The sequence below is a fragment of the Streptomyces sp. NBC_00390 genome, assembly GCF_036057275.1.
GTDB lineage: Bacteria > Actinomycetota > Actinomycetes > Streptomycetales > Streptomycetaceae > Streptomyces.
In genome coordinates this window covers 7151452-7168100 of the sequence record NZ_CP107945.1, presented here as the reverse complement: position 1 = coordinate 7168100, position 16649 = coordinate 7151452, and the positions used below count along the sequence as shown (strand labels likewise).

At 70.8% G+C, this 16649-nt stretch carries 21 protein-coding genes; 10 read left to right on the top strand and 11 right to left on the bottom strand.

Features of this window, described 5'->3' with window-relative positions:
• The first annotated feature begins 6 nt into the window (after positions 1-6).
• The 3 genes from OHS70_RS31805 to OHS70_RS31795 all read left to right on the top strand — a co-directional run bounded on the left by OHS70_RS31805 (position 7) and on the right by OHS70_RS31795 (position 1730).
• A complete protein-coding gene (locus OHS70_RS31805; RefSeq protein ID WP_328403128.1) occupies positions 7-192 on the top strand; it encodes a hypothetical protein in 186 nt (61 codons plus the stop codon).
• A gap of 78 nt (positions 193-270) precedes the next feature.
• A complete protein-coding gene (locus OHS70_RS31800) occupies positions 271-486 on the top strand; it encodes a hypothetical protein (protein ID WP_328403126.1) in 216 nt (71 codons plus the stop codon).
• Between the two features lie 65 nt (positions 487-551).
• On the top strand, positions 552-1730 hold the full coding sequence (locus OHS70_RS31795) for a methyltransferase (protein WP_328403124.1): 1179 nt from the start codon (positions 552-554) through the stop codon (positions 1728-1730).
• A gap of 3 nt (positions 1731-1733) precedes the next feature.
• Here OHS70_RS31795 and OHS70_RS31790 read toward each other — a convergent pair whose 3' ends face one another.
• Entirely contained in the window at positions 1734-2351 is a 618-nt protein-coding gene (locus OHS70_RS31790; RefSeq protein WP_328403122.1) for a flavin reductase family protein, read from the bottom strand.
• Positions 2352-2418: 67 nt separating this feature from the next.
• Between OHS70_RS31790 and OHS70_RS31785 the strand changes: the two genes are divergently transcribed.
• Both OHS70_RS31785 and lnt read left to right on the top strand, forming a co-directional pair.
• Positions 2419-2877 carry a nuclear transport factor 2 family protein gene (locus OHS70_RS31785; RefSeq protein WP_328403120.1) on the top strand — a complete coding sequence of 153 codons (459 nt, stop codon included), beginning with the start codon at positions 2419-2421 and terminating at the stop codon, positions 2875-2877.
• A gap of 174 nt (positions 2878-3051) precedes the next feature.
• Positions 3052-4698 carry an apolipoprotein N-acyltransferase gene (gene lnt, locus OHS70_RS31780; RefSeq protein WP_328403118.1) on the top strand — a complete coding sequence of 549 codons (1647 nt, stop codon included), beginning with the start codon at positions 3052-3054 and terminating at the stop codon, positions 4696-4698.
• On the opposite strand, the gene OHS70_RS31775 is transcribed toward lnt, so the two are convergent.
• Together OHS70_RS31775 and OHS70_RS31770 are read right to left on the bottom strand one after the other, a co-directional pair.
• Positions 4613-5527 carry a Gfo/Idh/MocA family protein gene (locus OHS70_RS31775; RefSeq protein WP_328403116.1) on the bottom strand — a complete coding sequence of 305 codons (915 nt, stop codon included), beginning with the start codon at positions 5525-5527 and terminating at the stop codon, positions 4613-4615. The two genes, lnt and OHS70_RS31775, sit on opposite strands and share 86 nt — an antisense overlap.
• 41 nt (positions 5528-5568) lie before the next feature.
• A complete protein-coding gene (locus tag OHS70_RS31770) occupies positions 5569-6801 on the bottom strand; it encodes an FAD-dependent monooxygenase (protein ID WP_328403114.1) in 1233 nt (410 codons plus the stop codon).
• 81 nt (positions 6802-6882) lie between these two features.
• On the opposite strand from OHS70_RS31770, the gene OHS70_RS31765 reads away from it, so the two are divergent.
• From OHS70_RS31765 to OHS70_RS31755, 3 genes are all read left to right on the top strand, one after another.
• Complete coding sequence (locus tag OHS70_RS31765) at positions 6883-7512, top strand: TetR/AcrR family transcriptional regulator (RefSeq protein ID WP_328403112.1); 630 nt, start codon at positions 6883-6885, stop codon at positions 7510-7512.
• Positions 7513-7552: 40 nt separating this feature from the next.
• Positions 7553-8065 (top strand): DinB family protein, encoded by a 513-nt coding sequence (locus tag OHS70_RS31760; RefSeq protein WP_328403110.1) that lies wholly within the window; start codon positions 7553-7555, stop codon positions 8063-8065.
• Between the two features lie 95 nt (positions 8066-8160).
• Positions 8161-8619, top strand: a complete 459-nt coding sequence (locus tag OHS70_RS31755) for a hypothetical protein (protein WP_328403108.1) — start codon at positions 8161-8163, stop codon at positions 8617-8619.
• 21 nt (positions 8620-8640) lie between these two features.
• On the opposite strand, the gene OHS70_RS31750 is transcribed toward OHS70_RS31755, so the two are convergent.
• The 7 genes from OHS70_RS31750 to OHS70_RS31720 form a co-directional block, all read right to left on the bottom strand.
• A complete protein-coding gene (locus tag OHS70_RS31750; RefSeq protein ID WP_328403106.1) occupies positions 8641-9114 on the bottom strand; it encodes a hypothetical protein in 474 nt (157 codons plus the stop codon).
• Positions 9115-9237: 123 nt separating this feature from the next.
• Positions 9238-9921 carry a uracil-DNA glycosylase gene (ung, locus tag OHS70_RS31745; RefSeq protein ID WP_328403104.1) on the bottom strand — a complete coding sequence of 228 codons (684 nt, stop codon included), beginning with the start codon at positions 9919-9921 and terminating at the stop codon, positions 9238-9240.
• A gap of 83 nt (positions 9922-10004) precedes the next feature.
• Positions 10005-11585: an ABC transporter substrate-binding protein gene (locus OHS70_RS31740; RefSeq protein WP_328403102.1), complete on the bottom strand. Its 1581-nt coding sequence runs from the start codon at positions 11583-11585 to the stop codon at positions 10005-10007.
• Between the two features lie 127 nt (positions 11586-11712).
• Positions 11713-12474 (bottom strand): SDR family oxidoreductase, encoded by a 762-nt coding sequence (locus OHS70_RS31735; protein WP_328403100.1) that lies wholly within the window; start codon positions 12472-12474, stop codon positions 11713-11715.
• Between the two features lie 17 nt (positions 12475-12491).
• The gene (gene fabG, locus OHS70_RS31730) at positions 12492-13253 is read right to left on the bottom strand and encodes a 3-oxoacyl-ACP reductase FabG (RefSeq protein ID WP_328403098.1); all 762 of its coding nucleotides are present in this window, start codon (positions 13251-13253) and stop codon (positions 12492-12494) included.
• 203 nt (positions 13254-13456) lie between these two features.
• Positions 13457-13840: a DUF3037 domain-containing protein gene (locus OHS70_RS31725; protein WP_328403096.1), complete on the bottom strand. Its 384-nt coding sequence runs from the start codon at positions 13838-13840 to the stop codon at positions 13457-13459.
• Positions 13837-14691: a HipA family kinase gene (locus OHS70_RS31720; protein ID WP_328403094.1), complete on the bottom strand. Its 855-nt coding sequence runs from the start codon at positions 14689-14691 to the stop codon at positions 13837-13839. The genes OHS70_RS31725 and OHS70_RS31720 overlap by 4 nt, the downstream gene beginning before the upstream one ends.
• Before the next feature lie 101 nt (positions 14692-14792).
• On the opposite strand from OHS70_RS31720, the gene OHS70_RS31715 reads away from it, so the two are divergent.
• Entirely contained in the window at positions 14793-15242 is a 450-nt protein-coding gene (locus OHS70_RS31715; protein WP_328403092.1) for a Rieske (2Fe-2S) protein, read from the top strand.
• A 16-nt stretch (positions 15243-15258) separates the two neighbouring features.
• Here OHS70_RS31715 and OHS70_RS31710 read toward each other — a convergent pair whose 3' ends face one another.
• Positions 15259-15909 (bottom strand): cysteine hydrolase, encoded by a 651-nt coding sequence (locus OHS70_RS31710; RefSeq protein WP_328403090.1) that lies wholly within the window; start codon positions 15907-15909, stop codon positions 15259-15261.
• A 144-nt stretch (positions 15910-16053) separates the two neighbouring features.
• Here OHS70_RS31710 and OHS70_RS31705 point away from each other — a divergent pair, with 144 nt between their 5' ends.
• Positions 16054-16521: a pyridoxamine 5'-phosphate oxidase family protein gene (locus OHS70_RS31705; RefSeq protein ID WP_328403088.1), complete on the top strand. Its 468-nt coding sequence runs from the start codon at positions 16054-16056 to the stop codon at positions 16519-16521.
• Positions 16522-16649: the final 128 nt, after the last annotated feature.

Below are 16649 nucleotides of genomic sequence, written 5' to 3'. Positions count from 1 at the left end.
TGAGTCATGTCCGCCTCTCCCAGCGAGTCCCCTTCTTCCGCTTCCTCCGCGTTGTCCGCCGCCGAGCTGAACGCCCGGATCCGTGAGCTGTGGGCCGACGGCGAGCTGCCCGAGGACCGGCGGCCGGAGTACGAGGCGCTGGTGGTGGAGTGGGCCGCTGCGGCACGCGAGGACATACAGCCCGCAGCGTGACCCCGGAGTCCGCCGGGGCCGCTGCACGCGGCCCGGGTTCCGGCTGCGATTTCCGCCGCGCCCGTGCACTCTGGGTGCATGGCCTGGCAGGCGCCGATCGTGGTGCATCCGCCGTCTCCCGGAGGCGGGCGGCGCGTCGCGGTGCGCGGTGAGATCGTCGGGCTGGCCCGCAGCGACACGGATCTCGTGGAGTTCCTGCGCCGGGCAGGGCTCGAGGACGCCGACATGATCCTCGACGATCCGCACCTGGTGGAGTGGCGCGGCGGCGGGGCCCACCAGGGGTACGCCGCCTGAACCCTCCCCGGCCCGTGCACTCCATGGCCCGGCCCGCTCCGGCGCTCGGCTAGCCTGAGTGCACGATGAACCGTTTGACCACGTCCTGGGGCGCCTTCGACCTCGCCCGATTCCCCGAGGACCCCCGCGACCCGCTCCGCGCCTGGGACGCCGCCGACGAGTATCTGCTGCGGCATCTGCAAGGCATCGACGGCGCCCCACCGGTGGACCTGTCCGGTGCCGTGGTCGTCGTCGGCGACCGGTGGGGCGCGCTGGCGACCGCGCTCGCCGCGCATCGTCCGGCCGGGTCCGAGCACCCCGTCGTACAGATCACGGACTCCTGTCTCGGCCAGGAGGCGACCCGGACCAATCTCGCGCGGGCCGGCGTCACGGCGGACCAGGCACGGCTGCTGTCGGCCAGGGACACGCCTCCCGAACGCGTCGACGTCCTCCTCGTACGGGTACCGAAAAGTCTGGCGCTGCTCGAGGACCAGCTGCACCGGCTCGCGCCCGCCGTCCACGAGAACACCGTCGTCGTCGGCACGGGCATGGTCAGCGAGATCCACACCTCGACGCTGAAGCTCTTCGAGAGCGTCATCGGTCCGACGCGGACGTCGCTGGCCGCGAAGAAGGCCCGGCTCATCTTCTGCGCACCGGACATGGGGCTCACCCGTGTGCCGAGCCCCTGGCCGCTGACGTATGCGCTGCCTAACGACATCGGTACGCTCGCGGGCCGCACGGTCACCAACCACGCCGGCATCTTCTGCGCGGAGCGCCTCGACATCGGCACCCGCTTCTTCCTGCGCAGCCTGCCGCGCCGCCGGGGCCACGACCAGGTCGTCGATCTGGGGTGCGGCAACGGCGTGATCGGTACGGCGGCGGCGGTGGCCAACCCCGAGGCCGAGGTGACCTTCGTCGACGAGTCGTTCTCCGCGGTGGCTTCGGCACGGGCCACGTTCGGCGACAACGCCCCGGCCGGCGCCACGGCACGGTTCATGGTCGACGACGGCATGTCCGCGCTGCCGGACGGGTCGGCAGATCTTGTGCTCAACAACCCGCCGTTCCACTCCCACCGGGCGACGACCGACACAACTGCCCGGCGGATGTTCGCCGATGCCCGCCGGGTGCTGCGTCCCGGTGGCGAGCTGTGGGTCATCGGAAACCGCCACCTCGGGTACCACGTGCGGCTGCGGCGGCTCTTCGGGAACTGCGAAGTGGTCGCCAGCGACCCCAAGTTCGTCGTGCTGCGGGCGGTCAGAGGCTGAGTCTCAGCCGGCCTGCCCGCGGCCCTGCCACTCCGTGTAGGGAACCCGGCTGATCTCGCGCACCTCGCCGAGCGTCCCCCACTCGTCCTTGCCGAGCCGCGACAGGGGCGCGAGACGGGCCACTTCGGGATGACCGTCCGTCATGACCGCCGCGTCGACGGCCGCGTGCACCACCCGGCCGAAGACGACGGTCGAGTCGCCGAGGCGCACGGTGCTGTGCAGTTCGCACTCCAGCGCCACCGGCGAGGCGGCGACCCGCGGCGGCTTCACCCGCAGGCTCGCCTCCCTCTCGATCCCCACCGTGTCGAACTCGCTGATGCCGCGCGGAAAGTCGGTCGCGGTCGCGTTGATCTGTTCGAAGAGCGGTTCGGGCGCGAAGTTGACCACGAAAGCGCCGGTGTCCTCGATGTTGCGCAGCGAGTCCTTGCGTCCGACCGAGGTGAACTGGACCACCGGCGGCTCCACGCACGAGATGGTGAAGAAGGAGTGCGGCGCGAGGTTGTCGGTGCCCTCGGCCGACGTGGTGGAGACCCAGGCGATCGGCCGGGGCACGACGGTGGCGGTCATCAGCCGGTAGAAGGTGTTGCGGTCGCAGCGGGCGGGATCGAAGTCGATGCGCATGAGGGCAGTATGGCTCGCCGGTGCAATGCTCTTGGCATGTAACACCGCCTGCCCCGACACTGACCCGATGACGCAGCGCGTGGATCTCGCGACCGTGATGGACCGGCTGGCCATCGACGAGGTGGTCACCGGTTACGCGGTGGCCGTGGACGACGGCGACTGGGGTGCCTACCGGGCCCTGTTCACTCCTGAAGGGCGGGCCGACTATCGCGCCTCCGGCGGCATCGAGGGGCCCGCGGCAGAGGTCGCCGACTGGCTGGCGCAGACGATGCAGCTGTTCCCAGTGCGCCAGCATCTGATCGTCAACCGGCGGCTGCGCCTGCAGGATCTGGGCGGCTACCCGGGTGACGGCGCCGAGGTGCAGGCGGACTACATCAATCCGATGCGGTTGGAGTCGGGCGAGGACTTCGTATCGGGCGGGCGGTACACGTTCGGACTGCTGCGCACGGATTCCGTCTGGCGGCTGAGCTCGGTCGTGATCCAGGAGAAGTGGCGCCGGGCGGGCGGTGCGTTCGGCGACAGCTGACCCGCCGGCACGTGCGCCGGGGCGTCCAAGGCGCTCTGTCCCCCACCCGGTCCTTCGCGCACACTGGTGGTGAACGGGCCGTTGATCTCGGGCAGGTCCCCTCTCCCGAGGTTCTGGGGCCTGGCCGGCGGCGGGCGGAGGTCGCGCCTGCGAGGCGGGACGAGGAGGCGCGGCATGCGGATTCCGGTCGGCCTGCGGGTGCGTCAGCGGTGGCGCGGTCGCTCGGAGCGGCTGCTGGAGTCACCCAGGTGGCGGAGCGGGGCCGCGGTTGTGGCCGGCGCTCTGCCGGCGCTCGCCTTTCCCGAGCCGTCGCTGTGGTGGTTCGCCCATGTCGCGCTGTTGCCGTGGATGCTGCTGGTGCGCACCGCGCCCACCTGGCGGCGGGCCGCGGTCGAGGGGTGGCTGGGCGGCATGGGGTTCATGGTCGCCATGCATCACTGGCTGCTGCCGAGCCTGCATGTGTTCCTGCTGGTGATCGGTGCCCTGCTCGGGCTGCTGTGGGCGCCGTGGGGCGTTCTGGTGCGGTCGATGCTCGGCGGCACGCCGTCGACGGCCCGGGCGGCCGCGGCCGTCGCCGTGATCCCTTCGGGCTGGCTCATGATCGAACTTGTCCGGTCCTGGGAGGGCCTGGGCGGCCCCTGGGGGCTGCTCGGGGCCAGTCAGTGGGAGGTGACGCCCGCGCTGCGCCTGGCCTCGGTGGGCGGTGTGTGGCTGGTGAGCCTGCTGGTGCTGGCGGTGAACACCGCGGGCGTGCTGCTGGTGGCGGTGCCCGCGGCGCGGACTCCGGCTCTGGCGGGGACGGTCGTGTGCGCTCTGGCCGTGACGTCGGCGTGGATATGGGCACCGCAACCGAAGGAGGCGGGGCGCGTCCGTATCGCGGTGGTGCAGCCGGGCGTCGTGAACGGCATGGACAGCGTGGAGCGCCGGTTCGACCGCGGCGAGGAGCTGACACGGCAGGTGCGGGGCAGCGATGTGGATCTCGTTGTCTGGGGTGAGAGCAGTGTGGGGGCGGATCTGGGCCGGCGGCCGGATCTCGCGGTCCGGCTCGCGGAGCTCTCGCGGGCGGTCGGTGCCGAGGTGCTGGTGAACGTGGACGCCAGGAGCGAGGGCACGTCCGGACAGGCCGGAATCTTCAAGAGTTCCGTCCTGGTGGGTCCGAGCGGTGTGACCGGGGACCGCTACGACAAGATGCGCCTCGTCCCGTTCGGCGAGTACGTCCCGGCACGTGCCGTGCTGGGATGGGCCACGTCGGTGGGCAAGGCGGCCGGCGAGGACCGGCTGCGGGGCGCCGCACCGGTCGTGATGACGATGCCGGCCGACGGGCAGGGCGGACCCGGCGGGCTGCGGCTCGGGCCGCTGGTCTGCTTCGAGTCGGCTTTCCCGGACATGAGCCGGCACCTGACCCGGGCCGGCGCGCAGCTGCTGATCGCGCAGTCGGCGACCTCGTCGTTCCAGGGGAGCTGGGCCCCGGAGCAGCATGCCTCGCTGGCGGCGCTGCGGGCGGCGGAGAGCGGCCGGCCGATGGTGCACGCCACGCTGACCGGGGTGAGCGCGGTGTACGGGGCGGGCGGCCGGCAAGTGGGCCGGTGGATCGGCACCGACACCAGCGGCGCGGTCGTGTACGACGTCCCGCTGGCGGACGGCACGACGCTCTACGTCAGATACGGCGACTGGCCCGTGTACGCCGCGCTGGCTGTGCTCGTGGCGCTGGGTGCGGCGGGGGCGACGCGCTCGCTCAGGCGGCCTTCCCGGCCAGCTCAAGGGCCCGCAGAACCACCCGTTCGCACAGCTCATGGGTCGCCAGCGCGTCCTGTGCGCTGAGCAGCTTGCCCGCACGGACGGCGTCGAGGAACGCGAGCACGGTCTGCTCGATGCCGCGCTGGCGGGCGACCGGCACCCAGTCGCCGCGCCGCCGGATGCTCGGCTGCCCCTTGTGGTCCACGATCTCGGCGAGATTGCGGACCTCGCGTTTGGCGTCCGCGCCGGACACCTCGAGGATCTCCTCGGCGGAGCCGCTCATCCGGTTCATGATGCCGATCGCGGTGAAGCCGTCACCGGACAGCTGGAGCACGACGTGGTGCATCAGGCCGTCGACGATCCGCGCGCGGACATCGGTGTGTTCGACGGTTCCCGGTACCAGGAAGCGCAAGGTGTCGACGACATGGATGAAGTCGTCCAGGACGAGCGTGCGCGGGTCCTCGGCGAGTCCGACGCGGTTCTTCTGCATCAGGATCAGGTCGCGCGGGTGCTCCAGGCACTGTGCGTAGCCGGGGGCGAGCCGGCGGTTGAAGCCGACGGCAAGGCTCGTTCCCCGTTCCTCGGCAAGTGCCACGAGCCGCTCGGAGTCGGCGAGTTCGTACGCAAGGGGCTTGTCGACGTACGTGGCCACGCCGGCCTCGAGGAGCCGGGCGACGATCTCGGGATGCGCGGCGGTGGAGGCGTGGACGAAAGCCGCATCCAGGCCGTGGCCGATCAGCGACTCGAGGTCGGTGTGGCATCGGGCGGCGGGGATGTGATGGGTCCGGGCCACCCGGTCGAGCGTGGCGGGTGTACGGGTCTGCAGGTGCAGTTCCATGCCGGGCACGGTGGTGAGGACGGGCAGATAGGCCTTCTGCGCGATGTCGCCGAGCCCGATGCAGCCGACCTTCACAGGTGTCTCCCTCGCTCACTGTGCGGGAACGGCTGCCGGCCTCAGTGCTGTGCGGGCCGTTCCGTGTGCACATCCTTCGCTCCGGCAGCATACGTGCGCTGCGGCGGCCGCCAGTCGGCGATGCCGTCGAAGGTGCGCAGCACCGGACCGGGTCCGAGGCGGGAGACGACGGACATCACGGTGTTGCGGACCGCCACGGCCGGGGGGCTGGTGAGCGTCATCAGGCGGACCACGCCCGCCGCCTTGCGGACGACCGCGGTGGTGCGTGGGAGCCGTTCGGCGCTGTACGCGGCGAGGGCGGCGCCGAGTTCGCCGCCCGGGGTCACATGGTGGGCGAGGACGATCGCGTCCTCGATGGCCTGGTTGCCGCCCTGGCCGAGGGTCGGTGCCATGGCGTGGGCGGCGTCGCCCAGCAGCGCGGTCCGGCCACGGTGGAAGTCTGGGAGCGGTTCGAGGATGTGGTGGACGTCGTTGCGCAGGATCTGGCCCGGGTCCGCGGCGGCGATGACCGCGGGGATCGGGTCGTGCCAGTCGCCGAACCGGCGCAGCAGTTCGGCCTTTTCGCCGTCCGCGGCGTGCTGTCCGGCGGGCGCGGCAGCCGCCCCGTACGCGTAGATCCTGCCGTCCTTGAGCGGGTGGGTGCCCCAGAGCAGTCCCGCTCCCCAGGTCTCGTGGGGTTCGAAGGGCTTCCCGGGTGCGGGAACGACGACCCGCCAGGTGGTCAGTCCGGCGTAGGACGGACCGGGATGCCGGGGGAAGAGGGCCCGGCGTACGCCGGAGTGGATACCGTCCGCGCCGATCACGAGGTCGGCCTCGAGTTCGCCGTCCGCAGTGGTGATGCGGGCGGGCCGGCCGCCGGCAGTGCCGGAGTCCGCCAGTTGTGCGGGGCAGCCGGTGCGTACGGCTCCGGCAGGCAGCCGGGAGGCGATGGCGTCGACGAGGACGGCGCGATGCACGAGTACCAGGGGTCCGCCGAACCGCTCGGCAGCCGCGGCACTGCTGGTGCGGGCGAGCCACCGGCCGCCGGGGGTCCGCATGCCGCCGTCGCCCTGCCAGGCGGCAAGGCCGCGGATCGCGTCGCCGAGACCGATGACATCGAGGGCACGCTGAGCATTGGGGGCGAGTCCGATGCCGGCACCGACGGGCTCCAGCGACGGCGCGCGTTCAAGGACGGTGACCTGCCAGCCGATCTGGTGCAGGGCCACGGCGGCGGTCAGTCCGCCGATTCCGCTGCCGATGACGACGGCGCGGCCTGCGGCACGTGTTCCGGGCATGGTGGCCCTTCCATTGCTGACTACACCTGTAGTGACACCAACATCGTACTACAGCTGTAGTGCAGGCGATAGGTTGGAGCCATGGCCACACGCAACGCCCCGAGCGCCCCACGCACCGAACTGATCGCCGATGCCGCACTGCGCCTCCTGGCGGAGCGCGGGATGCGCGGGCTGACTCATCGGGCGGTCGACGCGGCCGCCGGTCTGCCGCAGGGCTCGACGTCCAACCACGCCCGCACCCGCCAGGCACTGCTGGAGACGGCGGTGCGCAGGCTGGCCGAGCGCGAGGCGGCCGTACTGGCCATGGACGAACTGCCGCCCGCACTCGGCGGCGAGGCCGGGGGCGGGGGCGGGGGCGACCTCCTCGATGCGCTCGCCCTCGCCCTGCACCGGTATCTGACCACTCACCGCGCACTGCTCGTCGCCCGCTACGAGCTGGCCCTCGAGGCGAGCCGCAGGCCGGAGCTCCGGGAGTTCTACGACCGGGCCGGCAGCCGCTTCCGGACTCCGCTCAACGCACTGATGGCCGCATCGGGTTCAGCGGAGCCGGAACGTCACGCGCTCTCCTTGATCGCCTGGTGCGAGGGGCTGATGTTCTCCTGCGCGGTGGGCTCCTACCATTCCGCCGTCCCGAGCCGCGAGGAGCTGCGCACCGGCTTCGGCGAGCTGCTGCGCGGCATGCTGGGCACGGGAACCGGCCCTCGGGCATAAGCGCTGGCGGCACGAGTGATCATGCACGAGGATGGCCGCCATGACCACGACAGAGCGCACCGAACCGTCCACCACCGCCGCCGAACGCGACATGCTGGAGGGCTGGTTGGAGTACCACCGGGAGACCCTCATGCTCAAATGCGCGGGCCTCAGCGACGAGCAGCTGCGCACGGCGGCGCTCCCGCCGTCCGCACTCACGCTGATGGGCCTCGTGCGGCACCTGGCGGACGTCGAGCGCTACTGGTTCAGGGAGATCATGGCCGGTGAGAACGTATCGGCCCTCTACTACAGCGAGGAGGACCCGGACGGGGACTTCCGCGTCACCGACGAGACCACCTGGGTGCAGACGCAGGAGGCCTGGCGCGCCGAAGTCGCCGCTGCCCGCGCGGCCGCAGCGCCGCTGGGGCTCGACGATCTGAGCGGGGCGAAGAGCGGTAGCGGCAAGTCGTTCAACCTGCGCTGGATCATCACCCACATGATCGAGGAGTACGCCCGCCACAATGGTCATGCGGATCTCCTGCGCGAGCAGATCGACGGTGCCACCGGCGAGTGACCGCTCCCGCCCGGTGCCGCCGGGCGTCACCCGTGCGGGCCATTCTCGGCCTGTGATGCTGAGGAACGTCCCGCTCACACAGCAGAGTTACGCGGGTGCACCCGACGAAGACCACAGCGAAGGTTCTGGTGGGGATGGCGGCCTGGGCCGCGACCGGCTGCGTTTCCGTGGAAGCGCAGCCGGGCCCCTTGCCGCCGTCCGTAGCCGTCACGGGTACGGAGCACGTGAAGGCGCCGCAGATCGTGGAGGGCCCGGCGCGCGAGGCCCTGGAGGCGGCGCTGCCGCACGCAACGCCCACGCCCCGGCCGTCACGGACGCACGGGCCGCCGGCCCCACGGACCCCCGCGGCGGAGCCTGCGGCCCGGCCGAGCGTACCGACGGTCCCCGATGCCCCCGGTGGACCCGGTGTCCCGGACGTCCGGCAGTCCGCCCTGCCGTCCTTCCGCCCGCTGCCGCTCGGCCGCAAGGACCTCTGCACGCTGGGCGAGGAGTACGGCGGCGTGCGGCCCGACAGCCCCCTGGCGGGATTCTGCCGGGATGCCTACGGGCATTGAGCGCAGGGGGCCACTGCGGCGTCAGGGAGCTCCCAGCGAGCGCTCCAGGCGGTCGATCGCGGCCCGGACGCCGGTTCCGTAGCCGTCGTCCCCCAGTGCGTCCGTCGCGGCCCTCGCCAGGTCGAGGTGGACCCGTGCGGCCTGACGGCGGTGCAGCTTCGCATAGTCGGTGGCGAGGTTGAGATGGAGAGCGGGGTAGAAGGCCCGCACCGCGAGCGCCTCCTGGTGGCGGGCGAGCCGCTCCTCGCTCAGCCCGTCGGCCGCCGACAGGGCCCGCAGATCCCAGGCGAGCTCGTCGCACGGGTCGTCCTGGGTGTCGGCCATGTAGTGGGCGAGGGTGCAGCGGTGCAGCGGGTCGCCGTCCTCCCCGATCTCCGACCACAGCAGCGCGAAGCGGTTGCGCGCCTCTTCCCGGTCCCCGCCGTGCAGCAGCATGACCGCTTGCCCGATCCGGGTCATGACGGCGTCCTCCGACGCCTCCCTCTGCTCCGTCACTGCGGCCTCCCACGTCAAAGCGGCGCTTCGCCCTCGCAGGGTCCGACGCTAGCCGCAGGTCCGGGCAATGCCGGACAGGCTCGGGCACGGGCCCGAGCCTGTCAGCCGGGCGAGCGAACGCACTCAGCCGAGGTCGGGGATCCGCCAGTCGATGGGGTCGTGGCCCTGGGCGGCGACCGCCTCGTCGATCTGGGTGAAGGGACGGGAGCCGAAGAACTTCTTGGCCGACAGCGGCGAGGGGTGCGCGCCCTTGACCACCACATGCCGCTCCTCGTCGATGAGCGGCAGCTTCTTCTGCGCGTAGGCGCCCCACAGGACGAAGACGGCCGGGTCGGGCCGGGAGGCGACCGCGCTGATCACCGCGTCGGTGACCTTCTCCCAGCCCTTGCCCTTGTGGGAGTTCGCCTCCCCGGCCCGGACCGTCAGCACCGCGTTGAGCAGCAGGACGCCCTGCTCGGCCCACGGCATCAGATAGCCGTTGTCCGGGATGGGGTGGCCGAGCTCGGCCTGCATCTCCTTGTAGATGTTGCGAAGTGAGGGCGGGGTCCTGACGCCGGGCCGCACGGAGAAGCACAGACCGTGCCCCTGTCCCTCTCCGTGGTACGGGTCCTGGCCGAGGATGAGCACCTTGACCCGGTCGTACGGAGTGGCCTCGAGGGCCGCGAAGACCTCCGCCCGGGGCGGGTAGACCGGACCGTTCGCCCGCTCCTTCTCGACGAACTCGGTGAGCTCCCTGAAGTACGGCTTCTGCAGCTCTTCGCCGAGGACGCCGCGCCAGGACTCGGGCAGCATGTCGGTGTCGGTCACGTCAACAACCTCCGGTAAGCGATCAGTTCTGAGATCTCGTCTCCGAGATCTCAGAACCTACCTGCGGCCACTGACAATGGTGGCTACCAGCTTGCCTTCCGGTACAGCTCCCACATCTGCATGACCGTCTGCGGGTCGAGGGCGCGCTCGCCGCCGCCGATCTCCTCGCTGGCCGCGACATACAGCTTGCCCTGCCACACGGGCAGCAGGCGCACGTCCCGGCCCAGGATCTTCTGGGCCTTCTCGAACTGGCCGGCGACCGCGCCGCGGTCGCTCTCGCGCCGGGACTGCGGCAGAAGCTGCTCGGTGATCTCGGGACTCTCGTACGGGGTACCCAGCGCGTTCTTCGCGCCGACGAACGGTGCGACGAAGTTGTCCGGGTCCGGGAAGTCGGGGAACCAGCCACGGCCGAAGACCGGGTACTCGCCCTTCTGGTACCCCGCCTGGAACTCCTCCCACGGCTTGCCCTGGATCGTGATCTTGAACAGGCCGGATGCGTCCAGCTGGCGCTTGAGCTCGGCGAACTCCGGAGCGGTCGCGGAGCCGTAACGGTCCGTGGTGTACCAGAAGTTCAGCGGCACCGGCTCGGTGATGCCGTCCTCCCGGAGGATGTCGCGCGCCTTGGACACATTCGGCTCGCCGTAGCGGTCGAAGAACTCGGTGGTGTGCCCGGCGATGCCCTTGGGGACCATGGAGTACAGCGGCTCGGCCGTGCCCTGGTAGACCTTGTTGACGACGGCGCCCCGGTCGATGATCTGCGCGATCGCCCGGCGCACGGAGAGCTTGCCGGCGTACCGGTCCTTGGGGTTGAAGACCAGGTAGCGGATGTCGGCGCCGACCGACTCGACGAGCTGGAGGTGGTCGTTCTCGGGGCGCTTCTCCTGCAGCTCGACAACCTCCTCCGCGGTCAGACCGCGGTAGGTCGCGTCGATCTCCTTCTCCTTCAGGGCCGTGGTCATCGCCTCGGATTCCTTGAAGTAGCGGATGGTGACGGCGTCGTTGCGGACCTTGGCGAAGCCCTTGTACTTGTCGAACTTCGACAGCTCGGCCCGGTCGCCCGCGTTGTACGAGTCGAGGACGTACGGCCCCGAGCCGGTGAGCTTGCCGTCGTCGCGCAGTTTGTCGGCGGGATACTGCGAGGGCGGGACCAGCGACATCGCGGGCGTGGCGAGAATGAACGGGAACGTGGCGTCGGGCGCGTTCAGACGGAACGTGATGGTGCGGTCGCCGGACGTGTCGATCTTGTCGAGGGACCCCAGCAGACCGTTGGGACCACCCTTCTGATCGATCGTCCGGATCCGGTCGATGGAGTGCTTCACGGCGGCCGCGTCCAGCTTGTCGCCGTTGGAGAAGGTCAGCCCCTCGCGGAGCTTGCACTCGAAGATCTGATTGCCGGTGTCCGTGAATCGGCAGCCCTCGGCGGCGTCCGGCTGCGGAGCTGTGGTCCCGGTCGGGAAGCTCAGCAGCGTCTGGAAGACATTCCGGTACAACTCCCATGAACCGTCCCAGGCGGCGGCCGGATCGAGAGCGCTCGGCATGCTTGTGGTACCGACGGCTATCTTCTGTTCACGGTCGGTGTCCTCATCGGAGAAGAGGCCGCATCCCGCCAGCAGAGACATGGACGCTAGGGCTGCAGCGGCCTGCAGACAGGTCCGGTTGAACACGTGCACGCTCCTCGTTCAGCCATGGGTCGGCCGACCATACCGCAGCGCCCCGCCTGGTCAACCTATGGGCCTGGCGGGGCACTTGGATCATTCAGGAACAAACCGGCTCAGGACGGGCCGGAGGGCGTCAGTGGACTCCCGCGTTGAGGAAGATACCCCCATCGACGACCAGTGTCTGGCCCGTGACCCAGTCCGACTGGTCGGAGGTGAGGAACGCGGCGGCGCCACCGATGTCCGAGGGCACCCCGAGCCGCCCCAGCGGGTAGGCCGCGGCGGCCTCCGCTTCCCGGCCCTCGTACAGGGCTTCGGCGAACTTGGTCTTGATCACCGCGGGGGCGATCGCGTTGACCCGGACGCCCGGCGCCATCTCGTGCGCGAGCTGGAGGGTCAGATTGACCATGGCCGCCTTGCTCATGCCGTAGGCACCGATGAAGGGCGAGGCGGAGACTCCGGCGACCGATGCGATGTTCACGATCGCGCCGCCGTTCTCCTTCTGCCATGCCTTCCAGGTCTGCTGGGCGAAGCCCAGCGCCGAGATCACGTTCGTCTCGTAGACCTTGCGCGCGACACCGAGGTCGAGCTCGGCGATCGGGCCGAACACCGGATTCGTACCGGCGTTGTTGATCAGGAAGTCCACCCTGCCGAACGCGTCCATCGCGGCCTCGACGGCGGCGGCCTGGTGGGCCTCGTCGTGGGCCTTGCCCGCGACGGCGATCACCCGATCGGCACCGAGCTGCTCGACCGCCTCCTTGAGGGCCTCCTCACCGCGTCCGGTGATGACCACCTTGTCGCCACGGGCCACGAGCGCCTCGGCGATGCCGTACCCGATGCCGCGGCTCGCGCCGGTGATCAGCGCGACCTTCCCGCTCTCCGCCACCTGTGCAGTCATGATCGTCGTACTCCGATTCAGTTGAGCGGGCCGCCGGCCACGTACATGACCTGGCCGGAGACGAAGCCGGCGTCGTCACCGGTGAAGAAGGCGATCGCGTTCGCCACGTCCTCGGGACGGCCGACGCGCTGGACCGGGATCTGGGTGGCGGCGGCGGCCTGGAAGTCCTCGAAGCCCATGCCGACGCGGGCGGCGGTCTGGGCCGTCATCTCGGTGACGATGAAGCCGGGGGCGACGGCGTTGGCGGTGATGCCGAACTTGCCGAGCTCCTTGGCGAGGGTCTTGGTGAAGCCCTGGAGACCGGCCTTGACCGCGGAGTAGTTGGCCTGGCCGCGGTTGCCCAGCGCCGAGGACGAGGAGAGCGAGACGACGCGGCCGAAGCCGGCGTCCACCATGTGCTTCTGGACGGCCTTCGCCATCAGGAACGCGCCCTTGAGGTGCACGTTGATCACGGTGTCCCAGTCGGACTCGCTCATCTTGAACAGCAGGTTGTCGCGGAGCACACCGGCGTTGTTGACGAGGATCGTCGGCGCGCCGAGCTCGGCGGCGACCCGTGCCACCGCGGCCTCCACCTGGGCGTTGTCGGACACGTCGCAGCCCACCGCCAGAGCCTTGCCGCCGGCCGCGGTGATCTGCTCGACGGTGTCCTTGCAAGCGGCCTCGTCGAGGTCGAGTACGGCCACGGCGCGGCCCTCTGCCGCCAGCCGTACGGCGGTGGCGGCGCCAATGCCGCGCGCCGCCCCGGTCACGATGGCCACGCGCTGCTCGGTGGTGGACATGCTGGTTCTCCTCGTCCTTGAAGTCCTTGAAGCCCTTGTTTGCCCTGGGTCGCAACCCTGGAACCCTCTGCCGCGGCGGCTCGCTGCTCATTTACTGAGCAACCGCTTAGTACCTTCGGCAGACGTGACGCTAGAAGCCCTGGCACACGGTGTCAACGCCGCCAGGCGCGTCCGGCACATGTCACATCAACTGCGGCACTTCCTCAGCGCACCAGCACATCGAGCAGACGCTCGACCTCGGCCTCCGGATCGGCCGTCAGCCCGGTGTGCACAGGGCCCGGCTGGACCACCGTCGAACGGGGTGCGATCAGCCAGCGGAAGCGCCGCCCGGCGTCGTCACGCGCCGCCTGGCCCGCGTCCTCGCCGCCCCGGCACACCCCCTCGACCGCGTGCAGCGCGGCCCTCACTCCGGTGACATCCGCGTGCGGGTCGAGAGCCGTCAGTTTGTTCTCGTCCAGATGAGTGCGGGCGGCCACGAACGACTTGGCACGGCAGTAGACGACCACACCCGCGTTGAAGAACTCGCCGCGCTCGACGCGTGGCACGACGCGCAGCACCGCGTACTCGAAGACGTCACGGTCGCTCACAGGTTGCTGTCCTTCTTGCTCTTCTTGGCCGGGTGGGGCCAGGGGGTCAGCTGCTCGGTCAGCCAGCCCGGCGCCTGCGAGGGCCTGCGCCCGGCCCGCGGCCCGAGGCCGATGCGCTCGTGGATGTCCGCGGCACGCGGCAGCAGCGCCTCGACATAGGCCCGGCGCAACGCGTCCGTGGACTCGAAGCCCGGCTCGTCGACCAGCCACTCGTCGGGTACGTCGGCGGCCACCTCGGTCAGCAGTTCCTCGGTCACCTGCGGCGCCAGCTCGGCGGCGGCAGCGGCGATGTCCGGGCCGAAGGGGGCCAGGGCGTGGTCGGAGGCGTCGTAGGGCTTCGCGGCGGAGGCTGCGACCCCCGGCCAGTTGTGGTGCCAGATCATGGTGGCGCCGTGGTCGATGAGCCACAGATCGCTGTGCCACACCAGCATGTTGGGGTTGCGCCAGGAGCGGTCCACGTTGTTGATCAGTGCGTCGAACCAGACGACCCTGCCGGCCTCGGCCGGGTCCACCTCGTACGCCAGCGGATCGAAACCGAGCGACCCCGGCAGGAAGTCCATCCCGAGGTTCAGCCCGCCGCTCGCCTTGAGCAGCTCCTGCACCTCCTGGTCGGGCTCGGAGAGACCGATGACGGGGTCGAGCTGGATGCTGACGAGATCGGGCACCCTCAGACCGAGCCGACGGCCGAGTTCGCCGCAGATGACCTCGGCGACCAGAGTCTTGCGGCCCTGTCCCGCGCCGGTGAATTTCATGACGTACGTACCGAGGTCGTCGGCCTCGACGATGCCCGGGAGCGAACCGCCCTCACGCAAGGGCGTGACGTAGCGGGTCGCCGTGACTTCAGAAAGCATTACGCCACAGTAATCCTTGAGGGTTTGAACGAGCGTGGCCTGCGGCTCGTACACCATCGTGAACCGGCCGGGCGTGGGCCGGCAGCGGACAGGGAGCCAGTATGACCGGATCGCAGGAGAACTCCCGGACCGTGGCGCGCCGAACGGTCGTGGCCGCGGTGGGCGGGGCCGGTCTCGCCGTAGCGCTGAGCGCGTGCGGCGACGCGGACGACTCGGGCCGGTCCGTGTCGCAGCAGCAGGCGGGCGGGCCGTCGATCGGCAGTGCGGCCGGCAAGGAGCTGGCCAGGACCGCCGACATTCCCGAGGGCGGCGGGAAGGTCATCGGCGACGTGGTGGTCACGCAGCCGCGTGCGGGCGAGTTCAAGGCGTTCTCGTCCAAGTGCACGCATCAGGGCTGCGCGGTCAAGGACATCGCCGGCGGCACCATCAACTGTCCGTGCCACAACAGCCGGTTCGACATGGCGGACGGCAGCGTGAAGGCGGGTCCCGCCACCTCACCGCTGCCGCCCGCCGCGATCAAGGTCCAGGGCGACTCGATCACCCTCGCGTGACGCGAAGCCGGCCGGGTCAGGCCCGCGCGGCCCGGCGCGGCCGCTTCCAGCAGGCGAGCACCTCGTCGCTGGTGGCGATCGTGGCGACCAGGGCCAGCGTGTTGCGGATCATCGCGGGGGTGTACTCGGCCGGTACGCCCGCGATGGCGTCGGCGACGACGACCGCGGTGTAGCCGAGATTGACCGCGTCGAAGACGGCGTTGGGAATGGCCACGTTCGCCGAGACTCCGGTGACGACGAGGGTGCGGCAGCCGAGGTTGCGCAGCAGCGGGTCGACGTCCGTGCCGGCCAGCGGCGAGAGACCGTGCAGCCTGCGTACGACGAGGTCCTCGTCGGCGACCTCGATCGGCGGCGCGACGCGCACCGCCGTGGATCCGCTGTGCTGCTGGACCGGCAGACGCGCGGCGGCGCGGAAGAGCCGGGCGTTGTGGCTGGCGCCCCGCCCGTCCGGACGCCGTTCGGCGACGGCATGCATCACCTGGACGCCGGCTTCATGTGCCGTTGCCACCAGCCGGGCGACATTGCGCAGGGCACCCGAGGAGCGGGCCGCCTCGGCCAGTTCGGGCAGGGCGCTGTCCGTGCCCACGACGCCCTGCTGGCACTCGACGGTGAGCAGGACGGTGCTGGACGCCTCCAGCTGTTCCGCGAGTTGTTCGATGGATGGCAAGGTTCCCCCTGTACGGATGGGCCGCGGGTCCTGAGCCGGACGTTCTGCGGCGGGACCGGGCGCGCGAGAGTAGCCTCCGTTGCGCTGTGCCGGAAGAGGCCCCATGATTTCTGACACCCAGTCAGCTGCCATAGGGGGCTACAGATGGCCGTCACACAACGCCGGGGCCGCCGGATCATGATGTCACCCGGAGAGCTCGACGCATTTCTGACCGAGAAGCGCACCTGCCGGGTGGCCACCGTCTCCGCCGGCGGGCAGCCGCACGTCGGCGCCCTGTGGTTCGCCTGGGACGGCGACTCGCTGTGGCTCTACTCCATCACGCGCAGCCGCCGCTGGGCCCAGCTGCGCCGCGATCCGCGGATCGCGGTCGTGGTCGACGACGGCGAGGAGTACGGGGAACTGCGCGGCGCCGAACTGTCGGGGGCCGTGGTGTTCGTCGGCGAGTCCCCGCGCACCGGTGAGGCCTGCCCCGAACTGGCCGAACCGGAGCGGCTGTTCGCACGGAAGTACTTCGGCATGGACGAGATGCCGCACGACGGCCGGCACGCCTGGCTGCGGCTGACCCCGGGGTCCGTGGCTTCGTGGGACTTCCGGAAGCTGCCGGCCCCCTGAATCGCCGGCGCTCCCGCGGGCCGGAGCCGGGTGCCCCACGTGAGGCGAAGGCCCGCCCACTGGTGGACGCCGGTGCCACCGCAGCTGACCTGATGTCAGCTGTCCTCTTGCCGGCCGACTCCGCGCCG

What these genes read in the sequence shown, in the direction of transcription:
- OHS70_RS31800 (WP_328403126.1), top strand. Translation starts at nt 271, where the DNA reads ATGGCCTGGCAGGCGCCGATCGTGGTGCATCCGCCGTCTCCCGGAGGC.
- OHS70_RS31715 (WP_328403092.1), top strand. Translation starts at nt 14,793, where the DNA reads ATGACCGGATCGCAGGAGAACTCCCGGACCGTGGCGCGCCGAACGGTC.
- OHS70_RS31720 (WP_328403094.1), bottom strand. Translation starts at nt 14,691, where the DNA reads ATGCTTTCTGAAGTCACGGCGACCCGCTACGTCACGCCCTTGCGTGAG.
- OHS70_RS31760 (WP_328403110.1), top strand. Translation starts at nt 7,553, where the DNA reads ATGACCACGACAGAGCGCACCGAACCGTCCACCACCGCCGCCGAACGC.
- lnt (WP_328403118.1), top strand. Translation starts at nt 3,052, where the DNA reads ATGCGGATTCCGGTCGGCCTGCGGGTGCGTCAGCGGTGGCGCGGTCGC.
- OHS70_RS31770 (WP_328403114.1), bottom strand. Translation starts at nt 6,801, where the DNA reads ATGCCCGGAACACGTGCCGCAGGCCGCGCCGTCGTCATCGGCAGCGGA.
- OHS70_RS31795 (WP_328403124.1), top strand. Translation starts at nt 552, where the DNA reads ATGAACCGTTTGACCACGTCCTGGGGCGCCTTCGACCTCGCCCGATTC.
- OHS70_RS31705 (WP_328403088.1), top strand. Translation starts at nt 16,054, where the DNA reads ATGGCCGTCACACAACGCCGGGGCCGCCGGATCATGATGTCACCCGGA.
- OHS70_RS31790 (WP_328403122.1), bottom strand. Translation starts at nt 2,351, where the DNA reads ATGCGCATCGACTTCGATCCCGCCCGCTGCGACCGCAACACCTTCTAC.
- fabG (WP_328403098.1), bottom strand. Translation starts at nt 13,253, where the DNA reads ATGTCCACCACCGAGCAGCGCGTGGCCATCGTGACCGGGGCGGCGCGC.
- OHS70_RS31805 (WP_328403128.1), top strand. Translation starts at nt 7, where the DNA reads ATGTCCGCCTCTCCCAGCGAGTCCCCTTCTTCCGCTTCCTCCGCGTTG.
- OHS70_RS31735 (WP_328403100.1), bottom strand. Translation starts at nt 12,474, where the DNA reads ATGACTGCACAGGTGGCGGAGAGCGGGAAGGTCGCGCTGATCACCGGC.
- OHS70_RS31765 (WP_328403112.1), top strand. Translation starts at nt 6,883, where the DNA reads ATGGCCACACGCAACGCCCCGAGCGCCCCACGCACCGAACTGATCGCC.
- OHS70_RS31785 (WP_328403120.1), top strand. Translation starts at nt 2,419, where the DNA reads ATGACGCAGCGCGTGGATCTCGCGACCGTGATGGACCGGCTGGCCATC.